Raw genomic sequence first — 18,849 nt, forward strand, 5'->3', positions numbered from 1 at the left:
AGGCCGTTTATTCGAGCCGCAGCAGGCGGCCGACGATCGGTGTCGGCGACGACGTGGCGCTGGCATCGACCTGGAAGGCGTAGCGCTTGGCGCCGAGGATGGCGAGATAGCTGCCGCCCGGGGTCAGCGTCTTGCCGGCCTTGGCAAAGTCGTAGAACTTGCCGCCGACCATGATCTCGCTCTTGAGCGGTACGCTGATCGTGGGCTCCTTGCCGTCGGTGCGCTCGATCACCAGCGTGCTGCCGCTCTTGGCCTGCACCAGCGGTGAGACGCCGTAGAGCGTCGGCAGCTTGGCCGGCGGCGCTCCCTTGGCGTCCGAGCGCATGGTGCGGAAGGTCGTTGCGGCGCTCTGGTTCGCCTCGCGGTCCGAGAGCTTCGCTGCATTGGTATCGCAAGGCACCTTTTCCCGCTTGACGTCGCCCAGCTGCACGGTGCTCTGCTCGGCGCCGACCAGGACGACGCCTTCGCTGATGGTCTCGCGCTGGCAGGATTTGAGGTAGCTGAGCGTGATGCTCGCCTTGGGCCCGAGCTTGATGATCTTTCCCGGCGCGACATAGTCCATGAACGCGATGCCGTCGACCTTGCCCTGGACATCCTCGACGATTGCGGCCGGGGTCTCCGCCAAAGCGGGGGCCGCAAGACAGAACGCGCCGACAGCGGCGCCGATCAGGCTTTTCATGGGAGCTCTCATCCAGTTCGACCGATATATGACCGGTCCCCGTCCTGGTCCGATGCTTAGCAGCGGAACGCCCAGGCAAGTGTGACCAGAATCACTCTTTATTATTGGTGACATTCTAGCAGGAACAGGTTCAACCCGGCGACCGGAGAAAACGGAGCCGTGGCAAGCCGTTGGCCGGATGGCTAATGTCAGGCGGCCGGGACGGCTTCGGGCAAGCGGTCCCCGACCGGACGACTCTCCACCGCAGTCTCTATATTAGGAACGAGCGTGGCTTCGGTCTTCTGATACGGCGTCGCTTGCTGCCCGGCGGCGATCTCGACGACCGCGTCCCAGCGCGCCAGGAAGGCTTGGACGCAGGCCGGGTCGAATTGCTGGCCCTGGTGCTCGACCAGATAATTGCGCGCCACGTCCAGCGGCATCGGCTCCTTATATGGTCGCCGCGTCGTCAGGGCGTCGAAGACGTCCGCGACCGCGACCACGCGCGCGGCGACCGGGATCTCGTCCGCGCGAAGGCCGTTCGGATAGCCCGCGCCGTCCCAGCGCTCGTGATGGCCTGCGGCAATTTGCGCTCCGAGCTGGATCAGCTCGCAGCTGGAGTCCGCCAGAATCTTTTCGCCGATAGTCGCGTGGGTGCGGATCACCGCCATCTCGTCGTCGGTCAGCTTGCCGGGCTTGAGCAGGATGTTGTCGGGAATGGCGACCTTGCCGACGTCGTGCAGGGGCGCGGCGAGATAGATGTCGCGGCAGAGCCGGGCCGGCAGGCCGAGCTGCTCGGCGATGATGCGGCTGTAGCGGGCGACCCGCAGCGTGTGCTCGCCGGTGTCACTGTCGCGGTATTCGACTGCGAGTGCGAGTCGCAGGATGATCTCTTCCTCGCGCTCACCGAGCTTCCGGGTCGCGGCGGCCACCGCGCTCGCGAGATCCGCGGCGCGGTCGTTCTGCTTGCGCACAGCTGCACCAAGCCGCACCAAATTCCGCAGGCGCACCGTCATCTCGAGGCTCTGCGGCGCCTTGGGCAGGAAATCGGTTGCACCAGCCTGCAGCGCTTCCATCTTGACGTCATCGGTCTGCCGCGACGTGATCATCGCGATCGGGATGTCGGCGCAGCCGGGCAGGGTACGGAAGGCGCGGATGAAGCTGATGCCGTCCATATGCGGCATCTCGTAGTCGACCAGCACGAGATCGAACACGCGCTCGCGTGCGCAAGCCAGCGCTTCGACGGGATCGAGGAAGGTCGTGGCCTCGACCAGGCCCTCCGCTTCGATATGACGTTTCAGGAAATTGAGGACAGAGCGGCTGTCGTCAATCAGAAGCGCTTGGGTCAGCATCGGCGGCCCGACTCGTTCGGATGGCGAGGCATGACATCAACAAATAGCCTGTGCGATTTAACGCGGAGCAAACGTCCAACGTGCGACGAACTGACTCACGACTGCGCACAACGCATGAGAATTGAGCGATCCATGCACGCCTGCATGCATACGCGAAGTTCTTCGATATGTGACCCGTAGTTGTACGGTGATGCCCATTAGGGGTTTGCTCACTCTCCAACGCGAATAGTCATTGCGCGGGATTCGCGCGATGCGTGCAGCGAGTCCCTGGGAATTTGGGGGACGAATGTCGTCTGATACTACGGAGCCGAAGTGGTCCCTACGGCTGCCCGCGGATTGCAGCATTGCTGCGATCCGCAGCGTCTATGACCTGATCCGCGAAGCTTTCGGCCGGCAGGACCGGCTCGAGATCGATTGTTCGAGCGTCGACAAGGCCGACGTGACCTCGATCCAGCTTCTGCTGTCTACCGCCAGAACGGGGGAGGCCCAGGGCCGCCCGGTGGTGCTCACATCATTCTCCCAGTCACTGCGCAACACCCTTCGCCGCGCCGGCTTCGCCAGCGACGCGATGATCGATCAGCATTTCCCGCAAAAGAAAGATGGCACCTGATGGCCACGATTCTCACGGTCGACGATTCCCCCAGCATCCGTCAGATGATCAAGGTCGTGCTCGAGCCGGCCGGTCACAACGTGATCGAGGCCGGCGACGGCGCGCAAGGGCTCGCCAAGGCGCAGGCCGGCAAGCTCGATCTCGTCATCACCGACCTCAACATGCCCGTCATGAACGGGCTGGAACTGATCCGGGCCCTGCGCAAGCTGCCGAGCGCGGTCGGCATGCCCATCGTCTTCCTGACCACCGAGTCGAATGACACGGTGAAGCAGGAAGCCAAGAGCGCGGGCGCCACCGGCTGGATCACCAAACCCTTCAAGCCCGAACAGCTGCTCGCCGTCGTCGGCAAGCTGGTGCGCGCATGAACGCGATGGACCCGACCGAGGTCTTTCGCCAGGAAGCCAGCGAGTTGTTCGAGGTCCTGGAAGGGGCCTTGCTCGACCTCGGCCAGCGTCCCGACGACCGCGAGCTGGTCGATTCCGCTTTCCGCGCCCTGCACACGATCAAGGGTTCGGGCGCCATGTTCGGCTTCGACAAGGTCGCCTCGTTCACCCATGAATTCGAGACCGCGTTCGACCGCGTCCGCAAGGGCGAGATCAAGCCGACGCAGGATCTGATCTCGGTCGCGCTCGCCGCCAAGGACTATATCCGCGCGCTGATCGAGGACCCGCAATCGACCGACGACATTATCGGCGAAGCCATTCTCGACGACCTCAAGCGCTACGTGTTTCCCGACCAGGCCGCTGCGCCGGTCGCGGCAATCGTAGAGGCGCCGCCGCCGCTCGCACCCGCGCAGAGCAAGCAGGCCGGCTGGCACCTGTATCTCGAATTCGAATCCCATATCCTGCGCAACGGCTCGAACCCGCTCGACTTGCTGGAAGACCTTTGCAAGCTCGGCCCCTGCTTCGTCGTGCCCGTGACCGACGGCATCCCGTTCCTCGACGAGATGGATCCGGAAGACTGCTATCTGAAGTGGGACGTCAAGCTGCACGCGGCCTGCGACAAGGACGCCATCGACGACGTCTTCATGTTCGTCTCCGACGAGATGAAGCTGACGCTCTCGCCGCTCGAGCAGGTCGAAGCGCCCGCGCCGATGCCGCTGTTCAATCTCCTCGACGAGGAGCCGGCTCCTGCGGCTGAAATGCCTGCGCCAGTGGTTCAGGTAGCTCCTGCGCCGGTTGCGGCGCAGCCCGTCGTCAAGGCAGAATCGAAGCCGGAACCCAAGTCTGAATCGAAGCCCGAAGCCAAGCGCGACGATCGCGGCATCGCCACCGTTCGCGTCCAGGCCGAGCGTCTCGACGAGTTGATGGACCGCGTCGGCGAACTGGTCATCGCCCAGGCGCGGCTGACCCAGCTGGCCTCGTCCGGTTCCGACCTTTCGATCAAGATGATTGCCGAGGAAATCGAGCGCTTGGCGTCCTCCTTGCGCGACACCACGATGGGCGCGCGCATGGTGCCGATCGGCTCGCTGTTCGGCCGCTTCCGCCGCCTGATCCATGATCTGTCGCGCGATCTGTCGAAGCCGGTCGACTTCGTCACCACGGGCGAGGATACCGAACTCGACAAGACCATGATCGAGTGCCTCGCCGATCCGCTGGTGCACCTGATCCGCAACGCCATCGACCACGGCATCGAGGACACGGCGACCCGCTCCGCCAACGGCAAGACCGAGCAAGGCCGGATCGAGCTCGCCGCCGTGCATTCCGGCGCGCAGGTGCTCGTCACCGTGAAGGACAATGGCGGCGGCCTCAACACCGCGCGTATCCGTGCGAAGGCGGAAGAGCAGGGGCTGATCGCCGCCGGCGCCGTGATGACCGATCACGAGATCCACCAGTTCCTGTTCCACCCGGGCTTCTCGACCGCGCAGACCATCTCGGCGCTGTCGGGCCGCGGCGTCGGCATGGACGTGGTCAAGCGTACCATCGAGAACATGCGCGGCACGATCGACCTGTCGACCCGGCCGGGCCAGGGCACGACCGTGACGCTGCGCCTGCCGCTCACGCTCGCGATCATCGAGGGTCTTTTGATCCGCGTCGGCGAAGGCCGCTACATCATTCCGCTGTCGGCGGTGGAAGAATGCATCGAGCTGACCGCCGAGGACGAGCGCTCCCGCGGCCGCAACTTCCTCAACGTCCGCGGCAATTTGGTCCCGTTCCTGCGCCTGCGCGAGATCATGGCCGCGTCGGGCACGCCAGACCGGCACCAGAAGACGATCATCATCTCGACCGGCGAGACCCATGTCGGCCTCGTCGCCGACCAGATCATCGGCAACCACCAGACCGTGATCAAGTCGCTCTCCAAGCTGCACTCCGACGTGACGATCTTCTCCGGCGCGACGATTTTGGGTGACGGCACGGCGGCGCTGATCCTCGACGTCGCCCAGCTCGTCACGCTGGCGCAGTCCAAGGTCGAGAAGCAGCACATCAGCGAGGCGGCGTGATGAACGATGGTTTGACGGGCGAGCATCACGCCGACGCGATGCAGGTCGTGATGATCGGTCTCGGCGAGGAGAAGTTCGCGCTCGACGCGGGCCTCGTGCGAGAGATCATCGACCCCGTTCCGGTGACAAAGGTGGCGGGCGCGCGCGCTTTCGTTCCCAGCGTCATCAACGTGCGCGGCAATGTCATTCCACTCGCTGATTTGCGCATCCGTTTCGGCATGCCGCAGCCCGACGATTCCGCCGACACCCGCATCGTCGTCATCGAGCTCCAGCTCGACGGCGAGCCGGTTCTGGTCGGGGTCACAGCCGACAAGGTCTACGAAGTCACCGAGATTTCGCAGACCGACGTGCAGCAGACGCCGCGCGTCGGCATGCACTGGAAGCCGGAGTTCATCCGGTTCATTGCGAAGTGGCGTGAAGAGTTTGTCATCGTTCCCAATATGGAACGCATTCTCAATTAAATCCGGCCTCGAGGGGACCGGGGGACTAGGGGCTCGATATGCGATTCACTATCAAAGCGAAGCTGGCCTGTGCGTTCGGCGCGATCATCGTGCTGTCGGGGTTCACGGGCGGGTTGGCCTACCTGAAACTTGCGGACCAGGTGGAGGTCTCGGCAGATTTTGTGGTGCGCGCGGCGCGTATCGACAAGGCCGGCGAGCTGCAAAACAACGTGCTCTATCAGACCAGGGCGGAGCGCGACATCATTCTTGCGTCGACCGATGCAGAGATGCAGAAGCTGGCCGACGACATCAAGAAGTATCGCTCCGAGGTGAGCCGCCTCCTTAACGAGATCAAGGCCTCCGCGTCGGATGTCGGCAAGCACCTCCTGGACAAGTTTTCCGCGTCTTACGACAAGATGAATGCCGGCGAAGACATGATTGTCGGCTTCGCGATGAAAAATTCGAACTATCGAGGCGGCCAGCTGTGGACGTCCGATGCGGTTCCGCTTCTGAAGCAGTGGAACGACACCCTTGACGCATCTCTCGCCGAGTTGAATCGCCAACCAGCTTCGTCTGAGAAGAACAGCGCGGTTTTGGCGGTCAATGCCGTCCGGCTGGAAGGCGTTCGCCTTCAGCGACAGGTCGCCCTGTCCTTCTCTGCCTCCAGCGTTGACGAACTGAATGCTGCCATCAAGGCAATCAGCGAAGCAGACGAAGCGGTCAGGGCCGCAGTCAAACAGGCTGTTGCCCCAATTACCGCGGCCGGTTTGTCTCCCGCGAGCATGATCGCTCAGACCGATCGCCTTTTCAGTGTGGTCTCGCGTGTGGCCGACATCGTGAAGGAGGGCGGTAACATCAAGGCGACCACGCTTGCCTCGACCGAAGGCAAAGCGAACGCGGTCGATGCGATCGCAACCTCGGGCGAGTACATCACGCTCGTGAAGAAGCAGATGGCGGACATGTCGGCGGCTTCGGTCCAGGACGCCGGTCGCGCTAAAATCATGCTGATCAGCGTTATCGGACTGTCGCTCCTGCTTGGTGCAGTATCGGCGATCATGATGGCCCTCAGCATCAGCCGCGGACTGTCGCGTGCTGTCAACCTTGCCGGTGCGGTTGCCAATGGCGACCTGAGCCAAACCATCGTTGCCAAGAGCAACGACGAGATCGGTGATCTCATTGGCTCGCTCAATGCGATGGTCGAGAAACTCCGTCAGGTGGTATCCGAAGCTCTGACCGCCGCGCAAAATGTGTCCGCGGGCAGCCAGGAGCTCTCCGCCAGCGCCGAGCAGCTGTCGCAGGGCGCAACGGAGCAGGCTTCCTCGGCGGAAGAAGCATCCTCGTCGATGGAGGAAATGGCCTCCAATGTGAAGCAGAATGCCGATAACGCCAATCAGACGGAAAAGATCGCGGCGCAATCGGCGCGCGATGCCGAATCCAGCGGCAGTGCCGTCGGACGGGCCGTCCAGGCGATGCAGACGATTGCAGAGAAGATCACGATCGTGCAGGAGATCGCGCGCCAGACCGATCTGCTCGCTTTGAATGCGGCGGTCGAGGCCGCCCGCGCCGGCGAGCACGGCAAGGGATTTGCTGTGGTTGCCTCCGAAGTGCGTAAGCTTGCCGAGCGGAGCCAGGCCGCCGCCGCCGAGATTGGCACGCTCTCGTCTGAAACGGTCAAGGCGGCCCGCGAGGCGGGCGACATGCTGTCCAGGCTCGTACCCGACATCAAGAAAACGGCCGAGCTGGTTCAGGAGATCACCGCGGCGTGCCGCGAGCAGGACGTCGGCTCCGCCCAGATCAACCAGGCGATCCAGCAGCTCGACAAGGTCGGCCAGCAGAACGCGAGCGCGTCCGAGCAGGTGTCCTCGACCTCGGAGGAACTCGCTTCCCAGGCCGAACAGCTGCAATCGACCATCTCGTTCTTTCGAATTGAGCAGTCAGCACGAAGGGACAAGACAGCTCCGGCCGCTGTCGATCATGCTGTGGGCCAGCTACGCGCGAAGGCGGCCAGCATGGCCGCCGCCGAACGCGGCGCCAAGAAGCCTGCCGTCAAACCAGCGCGTGCCCTGAAAGTTGCGGGCGGCGGCGGCTTCGCATTCGACATGGAAAGCGGCGAAGACGATCGCGATTCCGAGTTTCAACGGTAATCGGCGGACCCGGCTGACGCCGGGTCAACGCTTTCTGGAATGACTTCATCCGTGGAATGTATGATGACCGCAACCTCGCAATATCTGACCCTCGGGCTTGCCGGCGAGACGTTCGGCATCAGCATCCGCAACGTCCGCGAGATCCTGGACATGCGGCCGATCTCGCGCCTGCCGCATGCGCCGGATTTCCTGCTCGGCATGATCGACGTGCGCGGCAGCGGCTACCCGATCGTCGATCTCAGGATCAAGCTTGGTCTGCCGAGCGTATCGGCCACCGAAGCCACGCGTATCATTATCCTGGATGTTCCGATGAAGGACCGCTTGGTCGGCGTCGGCTTCGTCGCAGATTGCGTCTTCGAGGTCACCGACATCGACGAGCAGGCAATCGAGCCCATCCCGGACGTGGGCGGGAAATGGCAGTCCGACTATGCCGCCGGAATCGGCCGCAAGGGAGAGAAGTTCGTCGTCATCCTCGACCTCGCACGTCTCATGGCCGGAACGGATATGTCGACCCAGGGGAAAGCCGAGGCTGCCCTCCTCACGGAAGCATAGGCGCATCGCTTCCAACCAGTTTTGTATTTGCGTGAGAAGCAACAACAAAAATCAGGAAATAGACGATGAGACTGACCGTCAAGACCAAGCTGGCCGGCGCCTTCGGTGTCGTAATTTTCCTGTCGGCGATTACGGGTGGGCTGGCTTACGTGAAGCTGACCCAACTCGCCGACACCTCGGATCTTCTGGTCAATCGTTCCGCGCGGCTCGAGAAAGCGGGCGAATTGCAGAACTTCATCCTCGAGCAAGCGCGAGCCGACCGGGACATCATCATCGCCTCGACCGATGCCGAGATGCAGAAGGTGGTCGACGAGATCAAGCAGCATCGGCAGGAAGCGACGCGGCATCGCGACGATATGTACGCGGGGTCGACGAGCGAGGCCAGCAAGCGAATGATCGACAAGTTTGCGACCGCCTACGCGAAGATGATCACCTCTGAGGATTCGATCATCAAATTCGCGCAGCTGAATTCCAACAATCGCGGCGCCCAGCTCTGGTCCGCCGAGGGGCAGGCGATCCTGAAGGAATGGAACGACGCGATCGACGCCCTGTTTGCAGAAGCGAGCCGCGCGCCGATCTCGATCGAGCGCGCCAGCGCGCTGATGGCGCTTCAGACCATCAGGCTGGAAGGCGCGCGGGCCCAACGGCAGGTTGCGCTGTCGTTCTCGGCGTCCAGCATGGACGACCTGAATGCGGCCATGAAGGTCATGGACGAGCGTCTGACGGCGCTTCGTAGCGCCATGCAACAGGCCAATTCGCCTCTGGTGGCCGCCGGGCTGTCGCCGACGACCCTCGCGTCGCAGACCGAACGGGTTACGAAGATCGTGACCCAGGTCGCGGATATCGTCAGGGAAGGCGGCAATATTCGCGCCGGTATACTTGCCGCGACCGAAGGCAAGGCCAATACCGCCGAAGCGATCAATGCATCCGCCGCCTATATCAGCTACCTGAAAAAGACGATGTCCGATTTGGCGGATGAGTCGGCAACCGATGCCGCCCGTGCCAAACTGATATTGATCAGCATCATCATGGTTTCGCTCCTGGCGGCCGTGGGGTCCGCGATCTGGATTGCGATGAATATCAGCCGCGGTCTTTCGCGGGCCGTCGGTCTTGCCAATGCGGTCAGCATCGGCGATCTCAGCCAGAAAATCGATGTGTCCAGCGACGACGAGGTCGGCGATCTGGTCAAGGCGCTCAACGGAATGACGGTGAACCTCAATGTCACGGCCGCACTCGCCAACGAGATCGCGCATGGCAACCTGATGGTCGAGGCCAAGCCGCTGTCGGACAAGGATACGCTCGGCCTCGCGCTCGAGCGCATGGTTGAAAAGCTCCGGCAGATCGTGTCGGAAGCCCTGACCGCGGCGCAGAACGTCTCCGCCGGCAGCCAGGAACTGTCCGCCAGCGCCGAGCAGCTGTCGCAGGGTGCGACGGAGCAGGCTTCGTCGGCTGAAGAAGCCTCTTCTTCGATGGAGGAAATGGCGTCGAACGTGAAGCAGAACGCCGACAACGCCAACCAGACCGAGAAGATCGCCGCGCAGTCGGCCAAGGACGCCGAGGCCAGCGGTGCCGCGGTGGGCCGCGCCGTCAACGCGATGCAGACTATCGCCGAGAAGATCACGATCGTGCAGGAGATCGCACGCCAGACCGACCTGCTCGCGCTCAACGCGGCGGTCGAGGCCGCGCGCGCCGGCGAGCATGGCAAGGGCTTTGCGGTGGTCGCATCCGAAGTGCGCAAGCTCGCCGAACGCAGCCAGGCGGCCGCGGCCGAGATCGGTACGCTGTCGAGCGAGACCGTCAAGGTTGCGCAGGAAGCCGGCAATATGCTCTCCAAGCTCGTGCCCGATATCAAGCGGACGGCGGAGCTCGTCGAGGAGATCACCGCTGCCTGCCGCGAGCAGGATGTCGGTTCGGCCCAGATCAACCAGGCGATCCAGCAGCTCGACAAGGTCGGGCAGCAGAACGCCAGCGCGTCCGAGCAGGTGTCCTCGACGTCCGAGGAGCTTGCCTCGCAGGCCGAGCAGCTGCAGTCGACTATCGCTTATTTCCGTATTGAGCAGGGACGGGCCCAGGCGGCCGCGCCGGTCGATCGGGCCGTGAACCAGCTGCGCGCCAAGGCGGCGACGATGGCGGCGGTCGAGCGTCCGGCCAAGAAGTCGCAGGCCAAACCCGCGCGCGCGATGAAGGTCGCCGGCGGCGGCGGTTTCGCTTTCGACATGAACGGCGGCGAGGACGATCGGGACGCCGAATTCCAGCGCTGAGATTCGATAAAGGATCGGTCCACCCGTCACTGGTGGGCCGATCCGTTTTCAGAAATTGTGTGAACGCGTAGGATTCAAGATGGCCCGTTCGGCCCGACATTCAGTGCAGGCGGCCATCGCGGATCGGGGCATTCAGCCATGATGCCCGCCGTGCAGGATACGGCCGTCCATCTGTCGGACCGCCATTTCCGGACCATCGCCGAGTTGATCGAGGGCCAGGTCGGCATCAAGCTGCCGCAGGGCAAGCGGCTGATGCTGGAGGGACGGCTGCACAAGCGCGTGCGCGCGCTGAATTTCTCCGACCTCAACGAATATGTCGACAACCTGTTCGAAGCCGATCATTTCGACACCGAGCTCACCCATCTCATCGATGTCGTGACGACGAACAAGACCGACTTCTTCCGCGAGCCGCAGCACTTCACCTTCATGCGGGACGTCGCGATTCCCGCTCTGCTGAAGTCGCAAGGCCGCAAGAACGCGAACCTGAAGATATGGAGCTCGGCGAGCTCCACCGGCATGGAGGCCTACACCACCGCCATGGTGCTGGACGACATGACGCGGAGCGGATCGCGGTTTCAGTACCGTATCCTCGGGACCGATATCTCGACCGCCGTGCTGCGCCTGGCCAAGACCGCAATTTACACCCGCGATGTGCTCGCGCCGGTGCCCGAGCCGTTCCTGAAGCGCTACTTCCTGTCGTCGCGGGACAGGTCGCGCAGCGAGGTGCGGGTGGTGCCCGAATTGCGCCGCATGACGCATTTCATGCGCATGAACTTGATGGATGGGTCCTATCCGGTGGATCGGGACGTCGACATCATCTTCTGCCGCAATGTGCTGATCTATTTTGACAAGCCGACCCAGCGCAAGGTCGTCCAGCAGCTCTGCAGCCATTTGCGGCCGGGCGGGTATTTGCTGGTTGGGCACTCGGAATCCATGATCCACAGTTCCGTTCCGGATTTGAAGCAAGTTCAGCCAACCATTTTCCAGGTCTGATTGGAGCCACACCGGATGCCGAGGGAGAAAGTTCGCGTGCTGATCGTGGACGATTCGGCGTCGGTGCGCCAAATCCTGCAAACGATCCTCAACGACGACCCCGATATCGAGGTGATGGGGACGGCGTCCGATCCGTTCGCGGCGGCGCGGCGTCTCCAGAACGAGATCCCCGACGTCATGATCCTTGATCTGGAAATGCCGCGCATGGACGGCATGACATTCCTGCGCAAGATCATGGCGCAGCGTCCGATTCCCGTGATCATCTGCTCCTCGCTCACCGAAGAAGGCTCGAACGTGATGTTCGAGGCGTTCGAGGCCGGCGCCGTCGATATCGTGCCGAAGCCGAAGATCGACACGCGACAGGCGCTGCTCGAATGCTCCACGCGGCTGCGCGAGGCCGTGAAGTCGGCCGCGCGCGCGAAGGTGCGGCCGCGCTCGGAACGGCGGGCGATCGAGAAGAAGCTCACCGCCGATGCCATCATCCCGCCGCCGGTGCAGGGCAAGGTCCGACCGACGACGGAACGCATCGTGTGCATCGGTGCCTCGACGGGCGGGACCGAGGCGCTCAACGACGTGCTCGAGATGCTGCCGCCGCATTGTCCGCCCATCGTCATCGTCCAGCACATGCCGGCCGGCTTCACCGCGGCCTTTGCGAAGCGTCTCGACAGCGTCTGCCAGATCAAGGTCAAGGAAGCCGAGGATGGCGAGCCGGTGCTGCCGGGCTGCGCCTATATCGCGCCAGGCGCCCGCCACATGCTGCTGCAACGCATCGGCCTGCGTTACCAGATCGCGATCAAGGACGGTCCGCCGGTGTCGCGTCATCGCCCCTCCGTCGACGTGCTGTTCCGTTCGGCCGCCCAGCATGCCGGTGCCAATGCGCTCGGCGTCATCATGACCGGTATGGGCGACGACGGCGCGCGCGGCATGCTGGAAATGCGCAAGCTCGGCGCCTCGACCCGCGCGCAGGACGAAGAGAGTTGCGTGGTGTTCGGGATGCCCAAGGAAGCCATCGCCCATGGCGGTGTCGAGAAAGTCGTCTCGCTGAATCATATCCCGCGCGAGATCATGCTCTGGTACCAGGCCGGGCACCCGGCGCTGACGGGTTGATTGCAATGTCCGCCATTCCGGCCCATGCGCTGACTGAAGCGACCGCGGCGATCGAGGATGTCTCGTCGCGGATCGAGGACGTCTTCGCGCGCGTCGGCCAGGAGCTCGGTCGCGGCCACCTCATCTTTGGGGAGTTGAACCAGGGCCTCGCGACGCTTTCGGAGGAGCTCTCCGGTGCCGAGATCGAGGGCGCTGCCACCGCGTTGCAGGAGATTTCCGCGCGGCTCAGCGAGCTTGCCCGGGCCCTGCCGGCCGAAAGCGCGCTGCTGGCGACGATCGGCACGAGCACGGCGGAGGCGTCGTCGCTGCTCAAGCCGCTGTTCAAGCACATCGGGATGATCACCATCATCGCGCGCAGCGCGCGGATCGAGGCGGCTTCGCTCGACGGCGACCGCGAGGGCTTTCTCGCCTTCACGCAGGAGGCCTATGATCTCGGCAAGGCCGTGCAGGGGTCGATCGAGGGCTGCGCACGGGACCAGCAGCGCCTGTCGGACGCCGTTACCACCGCATCCGGTCGGCAGAAGGAATTCGAAAACCGCTACGGCAAGCAGTTGGTGTCGGAGAGTGCCGAGCTCGGGGGAGCCTATTCGGGCTTGCGCGATCAGCGCCGCAACAGCAGCCAGCTTGCCGTTCTTGCCGGCACCAGCACCAAGAAGATCGCGGAGGCGGTCGGCAGCGCGATCATTTCCTTGCAGGCCGGCGACAGCACGCGCCAGCGCCTCGAGCATGTCTGTCACGGCCTCGGCCTTGCGTCGGAATCTGCGCCGGGCCTCGTTCCGGACCCGGTCGCGAGCGACGACGGCACGCGCGCGATCTGCCAGTTGCAAGCGGCCCTGCTCAGGGACGCCCAGCGCGAGTTCGGCGGCGATATCGGCCAGATCGTTCGTGCGCTCACCTCCATCCTGCACGATGCGGGCAGCGTCGTCGGCCATGGCCGCACGCTGTTCGGCGGCGAGGATGGGGGCGCATCGTCATTCCTGGCGCGCATCAAGCAGACGCTGGCGCATGCCTCGACCCTGATCGCCACCTGCGAGAGCGCCGGTCGTTCGGTCGACGATGCGCTCGCCATCGTCGAGGACACGCTGACAAAATTTCGTCAGGCCATTGCCGGTCTTGCCGAGGCGACCGTCGACATCACGCTGATCGGCATGAATGCCGGCCTCAAGGCCAGCCATCTCGGCAGCCGCGGCAGCGCCTTCGTCGTGATCGCCAACGAGCTCAAGGCGACTGCCGACCAGGTCTCGGCGGGCGCGGGGCGCTTGAGACCCGTGCTCGACGGTATCGAGCGCTCGGCCAGGGAGTTGAAGACGCTCCGCGTGCAGGGTGATCCCACGCAGCTCGCCAAGCTCGAGCCACAGATTCTCCAGGCGCTGCGCGAGGTCGAAGCCGGCAACGAGCGGCTCGGCACGCTGATGAACCGGCTGGTCGATGAGGGCGCGGAATTCGAGGGCCTGATGAATTCGGCCCAGGGCCTGATGAACTCGCTCGGCGAGAGCTCCGCGGCCTTGCCTGCGGTTGCCGCGCGCCTCGAGACCGCGAGCGCAGGCGCGCAACGGCCGCAGCCGGAGGCGCAGGATCAGGCCATGCTCGACGATCTGTTTGCGCGCTACACGATGGAGCGCGAGCGGGACGTCCACCGCGAATTCCTGCAAACGCTGGGCATTGCGTCGATCGCCGCCACCCGCCGCGTCGAAGCGGTCGAGGCCGCGGACGACGGCATAGAATTGTTTTGACGTTCGCTGCCGGCCCCATGCGTCGGCGGCAATTCGATGGATTGGATTTTCGGGGCATTAACCTTGCCCAAAGGGCTGGCCGTTCGGTCATTGTCGCGCCCCAGAGTTGGTCGCAAATACAGGTCAATTTTCACGTCGGGAAATTTCCCATGCTGAGAGACGGCAAATACGCAGCCTGGTTCAGGACCCCCCGCGGTCAGGGCACCGGCGTCGTGGATCTGGTCCAGGGCCGGATTTCGGGGCGCGACAGCTTCTTTACCTATGGTGGCTCGTATCAGGTCGACGAGCAGCAGTTCACGGCGATCCTGACCGTGCGACGCCATGCCGAGGGCAATCCGAGCGTGTTCGGTCCGGACGAGGTCGAGGTCGATCTTCTGGGCAAGTGCAGCGGCCTGGTGGCGACCTGTTCGGGAACGGCCAGAGAAGCGCCGGACGTCCAGTTCGAGGCGACCCTGATCTACAGCCAGGATGATGCGCCGGCCGCCGACGCCAGATGCGCGATCGTGAAGCTCAATGCCGACAAGCTGCCCAAAGGGCTCGACGGCCGCTCCCGGCCGCGCCATCCGTTCGCCCCCACCAGGACGCCGCCGTCTTAGGTTTGCATTGACGCTGTTGTCGCGAAAACACGGTGAGGCCGCGCTGCCGCAATACTGCTTTTAGAACTGAAATCTAGGTTGAGGCCCATAACAAAAGACGGACAGGGACATGCCTCAAATCTGGATGACTTATGACGAACTCGCGACCCTCAGCGGCTGTAGCGCCACCGAGGCCAGGATGCAGGCGATGCATCTGTCACTCGATCGCCGCAAGAGCCGTGACGGGAATACGCGCGTCAAGCTGAACCTCGCTTTGATGGCCCGGTTCTTCGAGGCGATTCGCGAGACCGAATTCGATCTCGATGAAGCGATCACGGCGCTGCGCGATGCCCATCAGCAGATGTCGGGGGGCCGCTCGATCGATCACCCGGGCTTGCGGCGCGGCGTGGCGTAAGCGGCGACAGTCGGCTCGCTTCGAATCAGGCATATTCACCCAGCCGGAATTTGGCGCGACCGCCGGTGTTTTACACCGGAGCGGGAAGGCCCAATATCGTCACGGCTGGGAGGATGCCATGAACAAAGTCATGTGCCTGACGGGTGCGTTGGTTTTTGCGCTCCCGTCTGGACTTGCGACCGTTGCCAGCGCGGAAGTCGTCAAATTGCAGGCCGAGCTCAAGGGCAGCAACGAGGTGCCGCCCAACACGAGTTCCGGTTCCGGCAAGGCCGAAGCGACGTTCGACACCGACACAAAATTTCTGACCTACCTGGTCAGCTATTCCGGTCTTAGCGGGCCCGCGTTGGGCGCCCACTTCCACGGACCCGGCGAGGCTGGCAAGAACGCCGGTATCGCGCTTCCTTTCAAGTCGACGGAAAGCCCGATCCAGGGAACGGCAACGCTTACCGACACGCAGGCCGCGGATCTCGTCGCCGGCAAGTGGTATGCGAACATCCATACCGCAGCCAACCCCGGTGGCGAGCTGCGCGGGCAAATGGCGAAGTAAGCCGCCCGCCAGCAGTTCCATAGTCATCTCCGCCCGATGGATCGGAGCGGGACTTTAGAGTCTCGTTTTGACGCGTCCTCTTGACGCAAGCCAGGGCCCGCTTCGTTCGAATGCGCTTCAGGACGGCGGTCTGGGCAGGAAAGCCAGAATCGTCTGGGCGAGCAGAACGCCGACGGTACCTCCGGCAGCTTTCTGCAGCACGTCGATGAATTGGGGATCGCGGTCCGGTACCAGCGATTGCAAGAGCTCAAGACTGACCGCAACGGCGATCACCAGAGTGCAAGCCAGCCTGAGACGCCCTGGCAGGAGGAAGGACATCAGAAAGCCCAACAAGCCATACGCGCTGAAGCGCTCGATGATGACCACCCAATAGGCTTCGGCATGGCCCATGAGTGCGGGCCTGCCCGACAGCTTGGACAGCGTGGCATAGACGATGAGCGCGAAGCAGATTGCTGCGGCTGCGATGAAATGGTTACGACGCATTGCAGCATGATAGCCCGTCGATCGCCGCGACGCCTCCGAAAGCCACGAACATCGTTAAGGTCCGCAAGTCGCTGCGGCGTTTATGACCGGTGGTTCGCAAGGGGACATATGTGCGCGCTATGCTGTCCATAATCGAGGCAGTGGGGCGGTCAGGCGACTTGCGCGACCGTGGCGTCCGGAGTTGCGGCGGCATCCGCAGGACATTGCGATTCAACCAGTTCGTTGAATTTTTTGAACGGCAGGGGCGCGGCGACGAGATAGCCCTGGCCTTCCTCGACACCGCATGAGATCAGCGCGCGGACCTGCTCCTCCGTCTCGATGCCTTCGGCGACCACCGTCATGTGGAAGTCCCTGGCGAGCGCCACCAGCATCTCCACGATCGTCGTGGTCGAGGCGTCCATTGTGATGGTATCGACGAAGAATTTGTCGATCTTGATGGTGTTGGCGCCGAGACCCTTCAGTCGCGACAGCCCGCTATGGCCGACGCCGACATCGTCGATGGCGACGCGGAAGCCGTAGTCCCGCAATTCACGTACAACGGCGGCTGCGCGCGGGAGATCTTCGAGTTCGTCGCGCTCGGTGATTTCCACCACGATCTGCCGCGTGGAAACCTTTGCGGCGTTGACGGTTGCGCGCAGGGTTTCGACGAAGCCGGCACTCAAGAGGTGCTTCGGCACGACGTTGAGCGACAGCTTGAACTCCTTGTCGGCCTTGAGCTGCGGCTGAAGATCGGCCAGCGCGTACCTCAGGATCTGCCACGTCATGGATTCGATGCGTCCACTGGATTCCGCCAGCGGAATGAAATTCATCGGCGGGACGACCGAACCGTCCTCGCGCAGCCAGCGTGCCAGGACTTCGCAGCCCTTGATCTGGCCGGTTCTGAGATCGAAGATCGGCTGGAAATACGGCCTGAACTCGCGGCGCGCCAGGCCGCGATCGAGATCGGCGACCGGTCCCTCGACGCGCCGGGTTCGTGACAACAGGATTCCGAACAGCACGCCCAGCGCGAGCGCAACGGCCATCGCCGGCCAGTAAGCCTCGGTGCTCCAGGTCGAGAGCGCAGTCTTGTCGATGCGGATGACGGTATGCAGAGGGAAGCGCGTCGAGCTCTTGGTAAACGCGACCGGATGCGGCAGCGTCTTGTCGGCGTCGAGGATGAATTTGCCGAGCTGTGCGCCGTTGTTGAGTGCCAGCTGCACCTCGCCATGCGCGCGGAGCTCGGCCGGCATGATGTCGAACAGGCTGGCATTGACGCCGAGGATCGCGACCAGTGCTTTCTTGTTACCGATGTCCCTGAGCACACCGAGCGCGTCGCCGCCGAATTGCTCGACGCGGAACAGCATCAGCCTGGAATCGCGAGAGGCGAGCATGTCGCTACGTTCGACCCAGCCCTTGTCGAATTCGAGCGTCTCGGAATAGGCCGAGCAGATCACCGAGCCGTCCACATTGACGATGCGAACGTCCTTTACGGCGGAACGCTGATAGACGTGGAGGCGGATCGCTTGCAGTGAGGCCGGATCGCATGTGGCGAGTCCGCGGTTTGCAAGCTCATCGAGGCTGGCCGCAGCGAAGTCGACAGCAAATTCGGACCGGCGCAGCATGACCTCGGTCAGCTCGTCGAGGTGATGTGCCTGCTGATCGTGGATGAAGCGGGTCGCGGCAAGATGACCGGCAAGCGCAAACGCCGTCGTGCTCGCCAGCACGAGCGCTGCCAGTGTCAGTTTTGGCCGTACCGACGTCATCCCGGCCCGCGGGTTAAAAGAAGATTACCCCGACCGTAGCCACCCATGCGCTAAGATAAGGTTTAGACCCATGCTTGTGGTTGTATCAACCTCGGTTCGCAGGCCGCTCCGGCCGCGGGGCCCTCATGCGACATTCGTCGAGACGTCAGGCTTGCCGGTGCAATCGCGATTTCACGCGGACGGTGCTGAGCTGGCGCGTGCAGATGCCGATGTGCCAGTCTTTCGGTCTGGTGACCCACAGCCGCATGGCCAGGAACAGGATGTTGACTCCGATCCAGCTCGACATCGCGATAACGAAAGTGTTTGCCATGGCGGCTCCGCTTCCCGCATTTCTTTCGGAAACAATGCAGAGCACGGTCGAGAGTTCCGCTTTGGCGGAGCGGGCAGGCGATCGTCGCCTGGATTCGCGTCATCGACGAGGCGGTTACTTCGGACAGGAAGCCGCCTCTGCGGCAGAGACTAGCTCTTCTTGGAGCCCTTGGATTTCAGCGACAGGCCGAGGCGCAAGGCCATGCGCTTGATCGCATCGGGCGTGCGCCCGAGAAGTTTTGCCGCTTCCTCCAGCGACGTCGAAGACTTGGCCAATTCCATCAGCCGGCGGTCTTCCTTGAATGACCAGGGCCTGCGCGCCATAACCGAATTCATCCTCTCGTCGACACAACGACAAAGCCGTCAAGCAAACCCACGTTCGCTCGACGGCTCTGCTTGGGTGGGGCCGGGCTTGGGGGAGCCCGGTGAGAGGATGGATATGCGATCCCGCCGCGTTCGCAACAAACAACGCGGATTAAGCTAACTGCTCA

Annotated in this window: 19 protein-coding genes; 13 read left to right on the forward strand and 6 right to left on the reverse strand. The window is 63.4% G+C overall.

The annotated features are described in order from the left end of the window. Positions 1 to 7: 7 nt before the first annotated feature. Together AB7532_RS07320 and AB7532_RS07325 are read right to left on the reverse strand one after the other, a co-directional pair. Positions 8 to 679, reverse strand: a complete 672-nt coding sequence (locus tag AB7532_RS07320; RefSeq protein ID WP_441234132.1) for a hypothetical protein — start codon at positions 677 to 679, stop codon at positions 8 to 10. Between the two features lie 188 nt (positions 680 to 867). Continuing rightward, positions 868 to 2,007 carry a response regulator gene (locus AB7532_RS07325; protein WP_441234133.1) on the reverse strand — a complete coding sequence of 380 codons (1,140 nt, stop codon included), beginning with the start codon at positions 2,005 to 2,007 and terminating at the stop codon, positions 868 to 870. 286 nt (positions 2,008 to 2,293) lie between these two features. On the opposite strand from AB7532_RS07325, the gene AB7532_RS07330 reads away from it, so the two are divergent. The 13 genes from AB7532_RS07330 to AB7532_RS07390 all read left to right on the forward strand — a co-directional run bounded on the left by AB7532_RS07330 (position 2,294) and on the right by AB7532_RS07390 (position 15,824). Beyond that, positions 2,294 to 2,617, forward strand: a complete 324-nt coding sequence (locus AB7532_RS07330) for an STAS domain-containing protein (protein WP_441239208.1) — start codon at positions 2,294 to 2,296, stop codon at positions 2,615 to 2,617. Continuing rightward, positions 2,617 to 2,982, forward strand: a complete 366-nt coding sequence (locus tag AB7532_RS07335) for a response regulator (protein ID WP_008142319.1) — start codon at positions 2,617 to 2,619, stop codon at positions 2,980 to 2,982. Before AB7532_RS07330 ends, AB7532_RS07335 begins: the two co-directional genes overlap by 1 nt. Then, positions 2,979 to 5,057, forward strand: a complete 2,079-nt coding sequence (locus AB7532_RS07340) for a chemotaxis protein CheA (protein ID WP_441234134.1) — start codon at positions 2,979 to 2,981, stop codon at positions 5,055 to 5,057. Before AB7532_RS07335 ends, AB7532_RS07340 begins: the two co-directional genes overlap by 4 nt. Next, a complete protein-coding gene (locus AB7532_RS07345; RefSeq protein ID WP_441234135.1) occupies positions 5,057 to 5,518 on the forward strand; it encodes a chemotaxis protein CheW in 462 nt (153 codons plus the stop codon). Before AB7532_RS07340 ends, AB7532_RS07345 begins: the two co-directional genes overlap by 1 nt. Positions 5,519 to 5,556: 38 nt before the next feature. Continuing rightward, the gene (locus AB7532_RS07350; RefSeq protein WP_441234136.1) at positions 5,557 to 7,641 is read left to right on the forward strand and encodes a HAMP domain-containing methyl-accepting chemotaxis protein; all 2,085 of its coding nucleotides are present in this window, start codon (positions 5,557 to 5,559) and stop codon (positions 7,639 to 7,641) included. Between the two features lie 63 nt (positions 7,642 to 7,704). Then, entirely contained in the window at positions 7,705 to 8,193 is a 489-nt protein-coding gene (locus tag AB7532_RS07355; RefSeq protein ID WP_441239209.1) for a chemotaxis protein CheW, read from the forward strand. 65 nt (positions 8,194 to 8,258) lie between these two features. Continuing rightward, the gene (locus AB7532_RS07360) at positions 8,259 to 10,454 is read left to right on the forward strand and encodes a HAMP domain-containing methyl-accepting chemotaxis protein (RefSeq protein ID WP_441234137.1); all 2,196 of its coding nucleotides are present in this window, start codon (positions 8,259 to 8,261) and stop codon (positions 10,452 to 10,454) included. Between the two features lie 138 nt (positions 10,455 to 10,592). Continuing rightward, positions 10,593 to 11,447, forward strand: a complete 855-nt coding sequence (locus AB7532_RS07365) for a CheR family methyltransferase (RefSeq protein WP_441234138.1) — start codon at positions 10,593 to 10,595, stop codon at positions 11,445 to 11,447. 15 nt (positions 11,448 to 11,462) lie between these two features. Beyond that, complete coding sequence (locus AB7532_RS07370; RefSeq protein ID WP_441234139.1) at positions 11,463 to 12,554, forward strand: protein-glutamate methylesterase/protein-glutamine glutaminase; 1,092 nt, start codon at positions 11,463 to 11,465, stop codon at positions 12,552 to 12,554. A gap of 5 nt (positions 12,555 to 12,559) precedes the next feature. Next, positions 12,560 to 14,287 (forward strand): chemotaxis protein, encoded by a 1,728-nt coding sequence (locus AB7532_RS07375; protein WP_441234140.1) that lies wholly within the window; start codon positions 12,560 to 12,562, stop codon positions 14,285 to 14,287. Between the two features lie 149 nt (positions 14,288 to 14,436). Further along, the gene (locus AB7532_RS07380; RefSeq protein ID WP_441234141.1) at positions 14,437 to 14,883 is read left to right on the forward strand and encodes a hypothetical protein; all 447 of its coding nucleotides are present in this window, start codon (positions 14,437 to 14,439) and stop codon (positions 14,881 to 14,883) included. A gap of 109 nt (positions 14,884 to 14,992) precedes the next feature. Continuing rightward, positions 14,993 to 15,277, forward strand: coding sequence for a hypothetical protein (locus AB7532_RS07385; protein WP_441234142.1), 285 nt, complete (start codon positions 14,993 to 14,995; stop codon positions 15,275 to 15,277). Between the two features lie 118 nt (positions 15,278 to 15,395). After that, positions 15,396 to 15,824, forward strand: coding sequence for a CHRD domain-containing protein (locus AB7532_RS07390; RefSeq protein WP_441234143.1), 429 nt, complete (start codon positions 15,396 to 15,398; stop codon positions 15,822 to 15,824). 117 nt (positions 15,825 to 15,941) lie between these two features. Here AB7532_RS07390 and AB7532_RS07395 read toward each other — a convergent pair whose 3' ends face one another. The 4 genes from AB7532_RS07395 to AB7532_RS07410 all read right to left on the reverse strand — a co-directional run bounded on the left by AB7532_RS07395 (position 15,942) and on the right by AB7532_RS07410 (position 18,682). Continuing rightward, positions 15,942 to 16,307: a VanZ family protein gene (locus tag AB7532_RS07395; RefSeq protein ID WP_441234144.1), complete on the reverse strand. Its 366-nt coding sequence runs from the start codon at positions 16,305 to 16,307 to the stop codon at positions 15,942 to 15,944. Positions 16,308 to 16,456: 149 nt separating this feature from the next. Further along, positions 16,457 to 18,049: an EAL domain-containing protein gene (locus tag AB7532_RS07400; protein WP_441234145.1), complete on the reverse strand. Its 1,593-nt coding sequence runs from the start codon at positions 18,047 to 18,049 to the stop codon at positions 16,457 to 16,459. 145 nt (positions 18,050 to 18,194) lie between these two features. Continuing rightward, the gene (locus AB7532_RS07405) at positions 18,195 to 18,359 is read right to left on the reverse strand and encodes a hypothetical protein (protein ID WP_441234146.1); all 165 of its coding nucleotides are present in this window, start codon (positions 18,357 to 18,359) and stop codon (positions 18,195 to 18,197) included. 149 nt (positions 18,360 to 18,508) lie between these two features. Further along, the gene (locus AB7532_RS07410) at positions 18,509 to 18,682 is read right to left on the reverse strand and encodes a hypothetical protein (RefSeq protein ID WP_441234147.1); all 174 of its coding nucleotides are present in this window, start codon (positions 18,680 to 18,682) and stop codon (positions 18,509 to 18,511) included. Positions 18,683 to 18,849 lie beyond the last annotated feature (167 nt).

The sequence above is a fragment of the Bradyrhizobium sp. 930_D9_N1_4 genome (assembly GCF_052076015.1).
Lineage (GTDB): Bacteria > Pseudomonadota > Alphaproteobacteria > Rhizobiales > Xanthobacteraceae > Bradyrhizobium.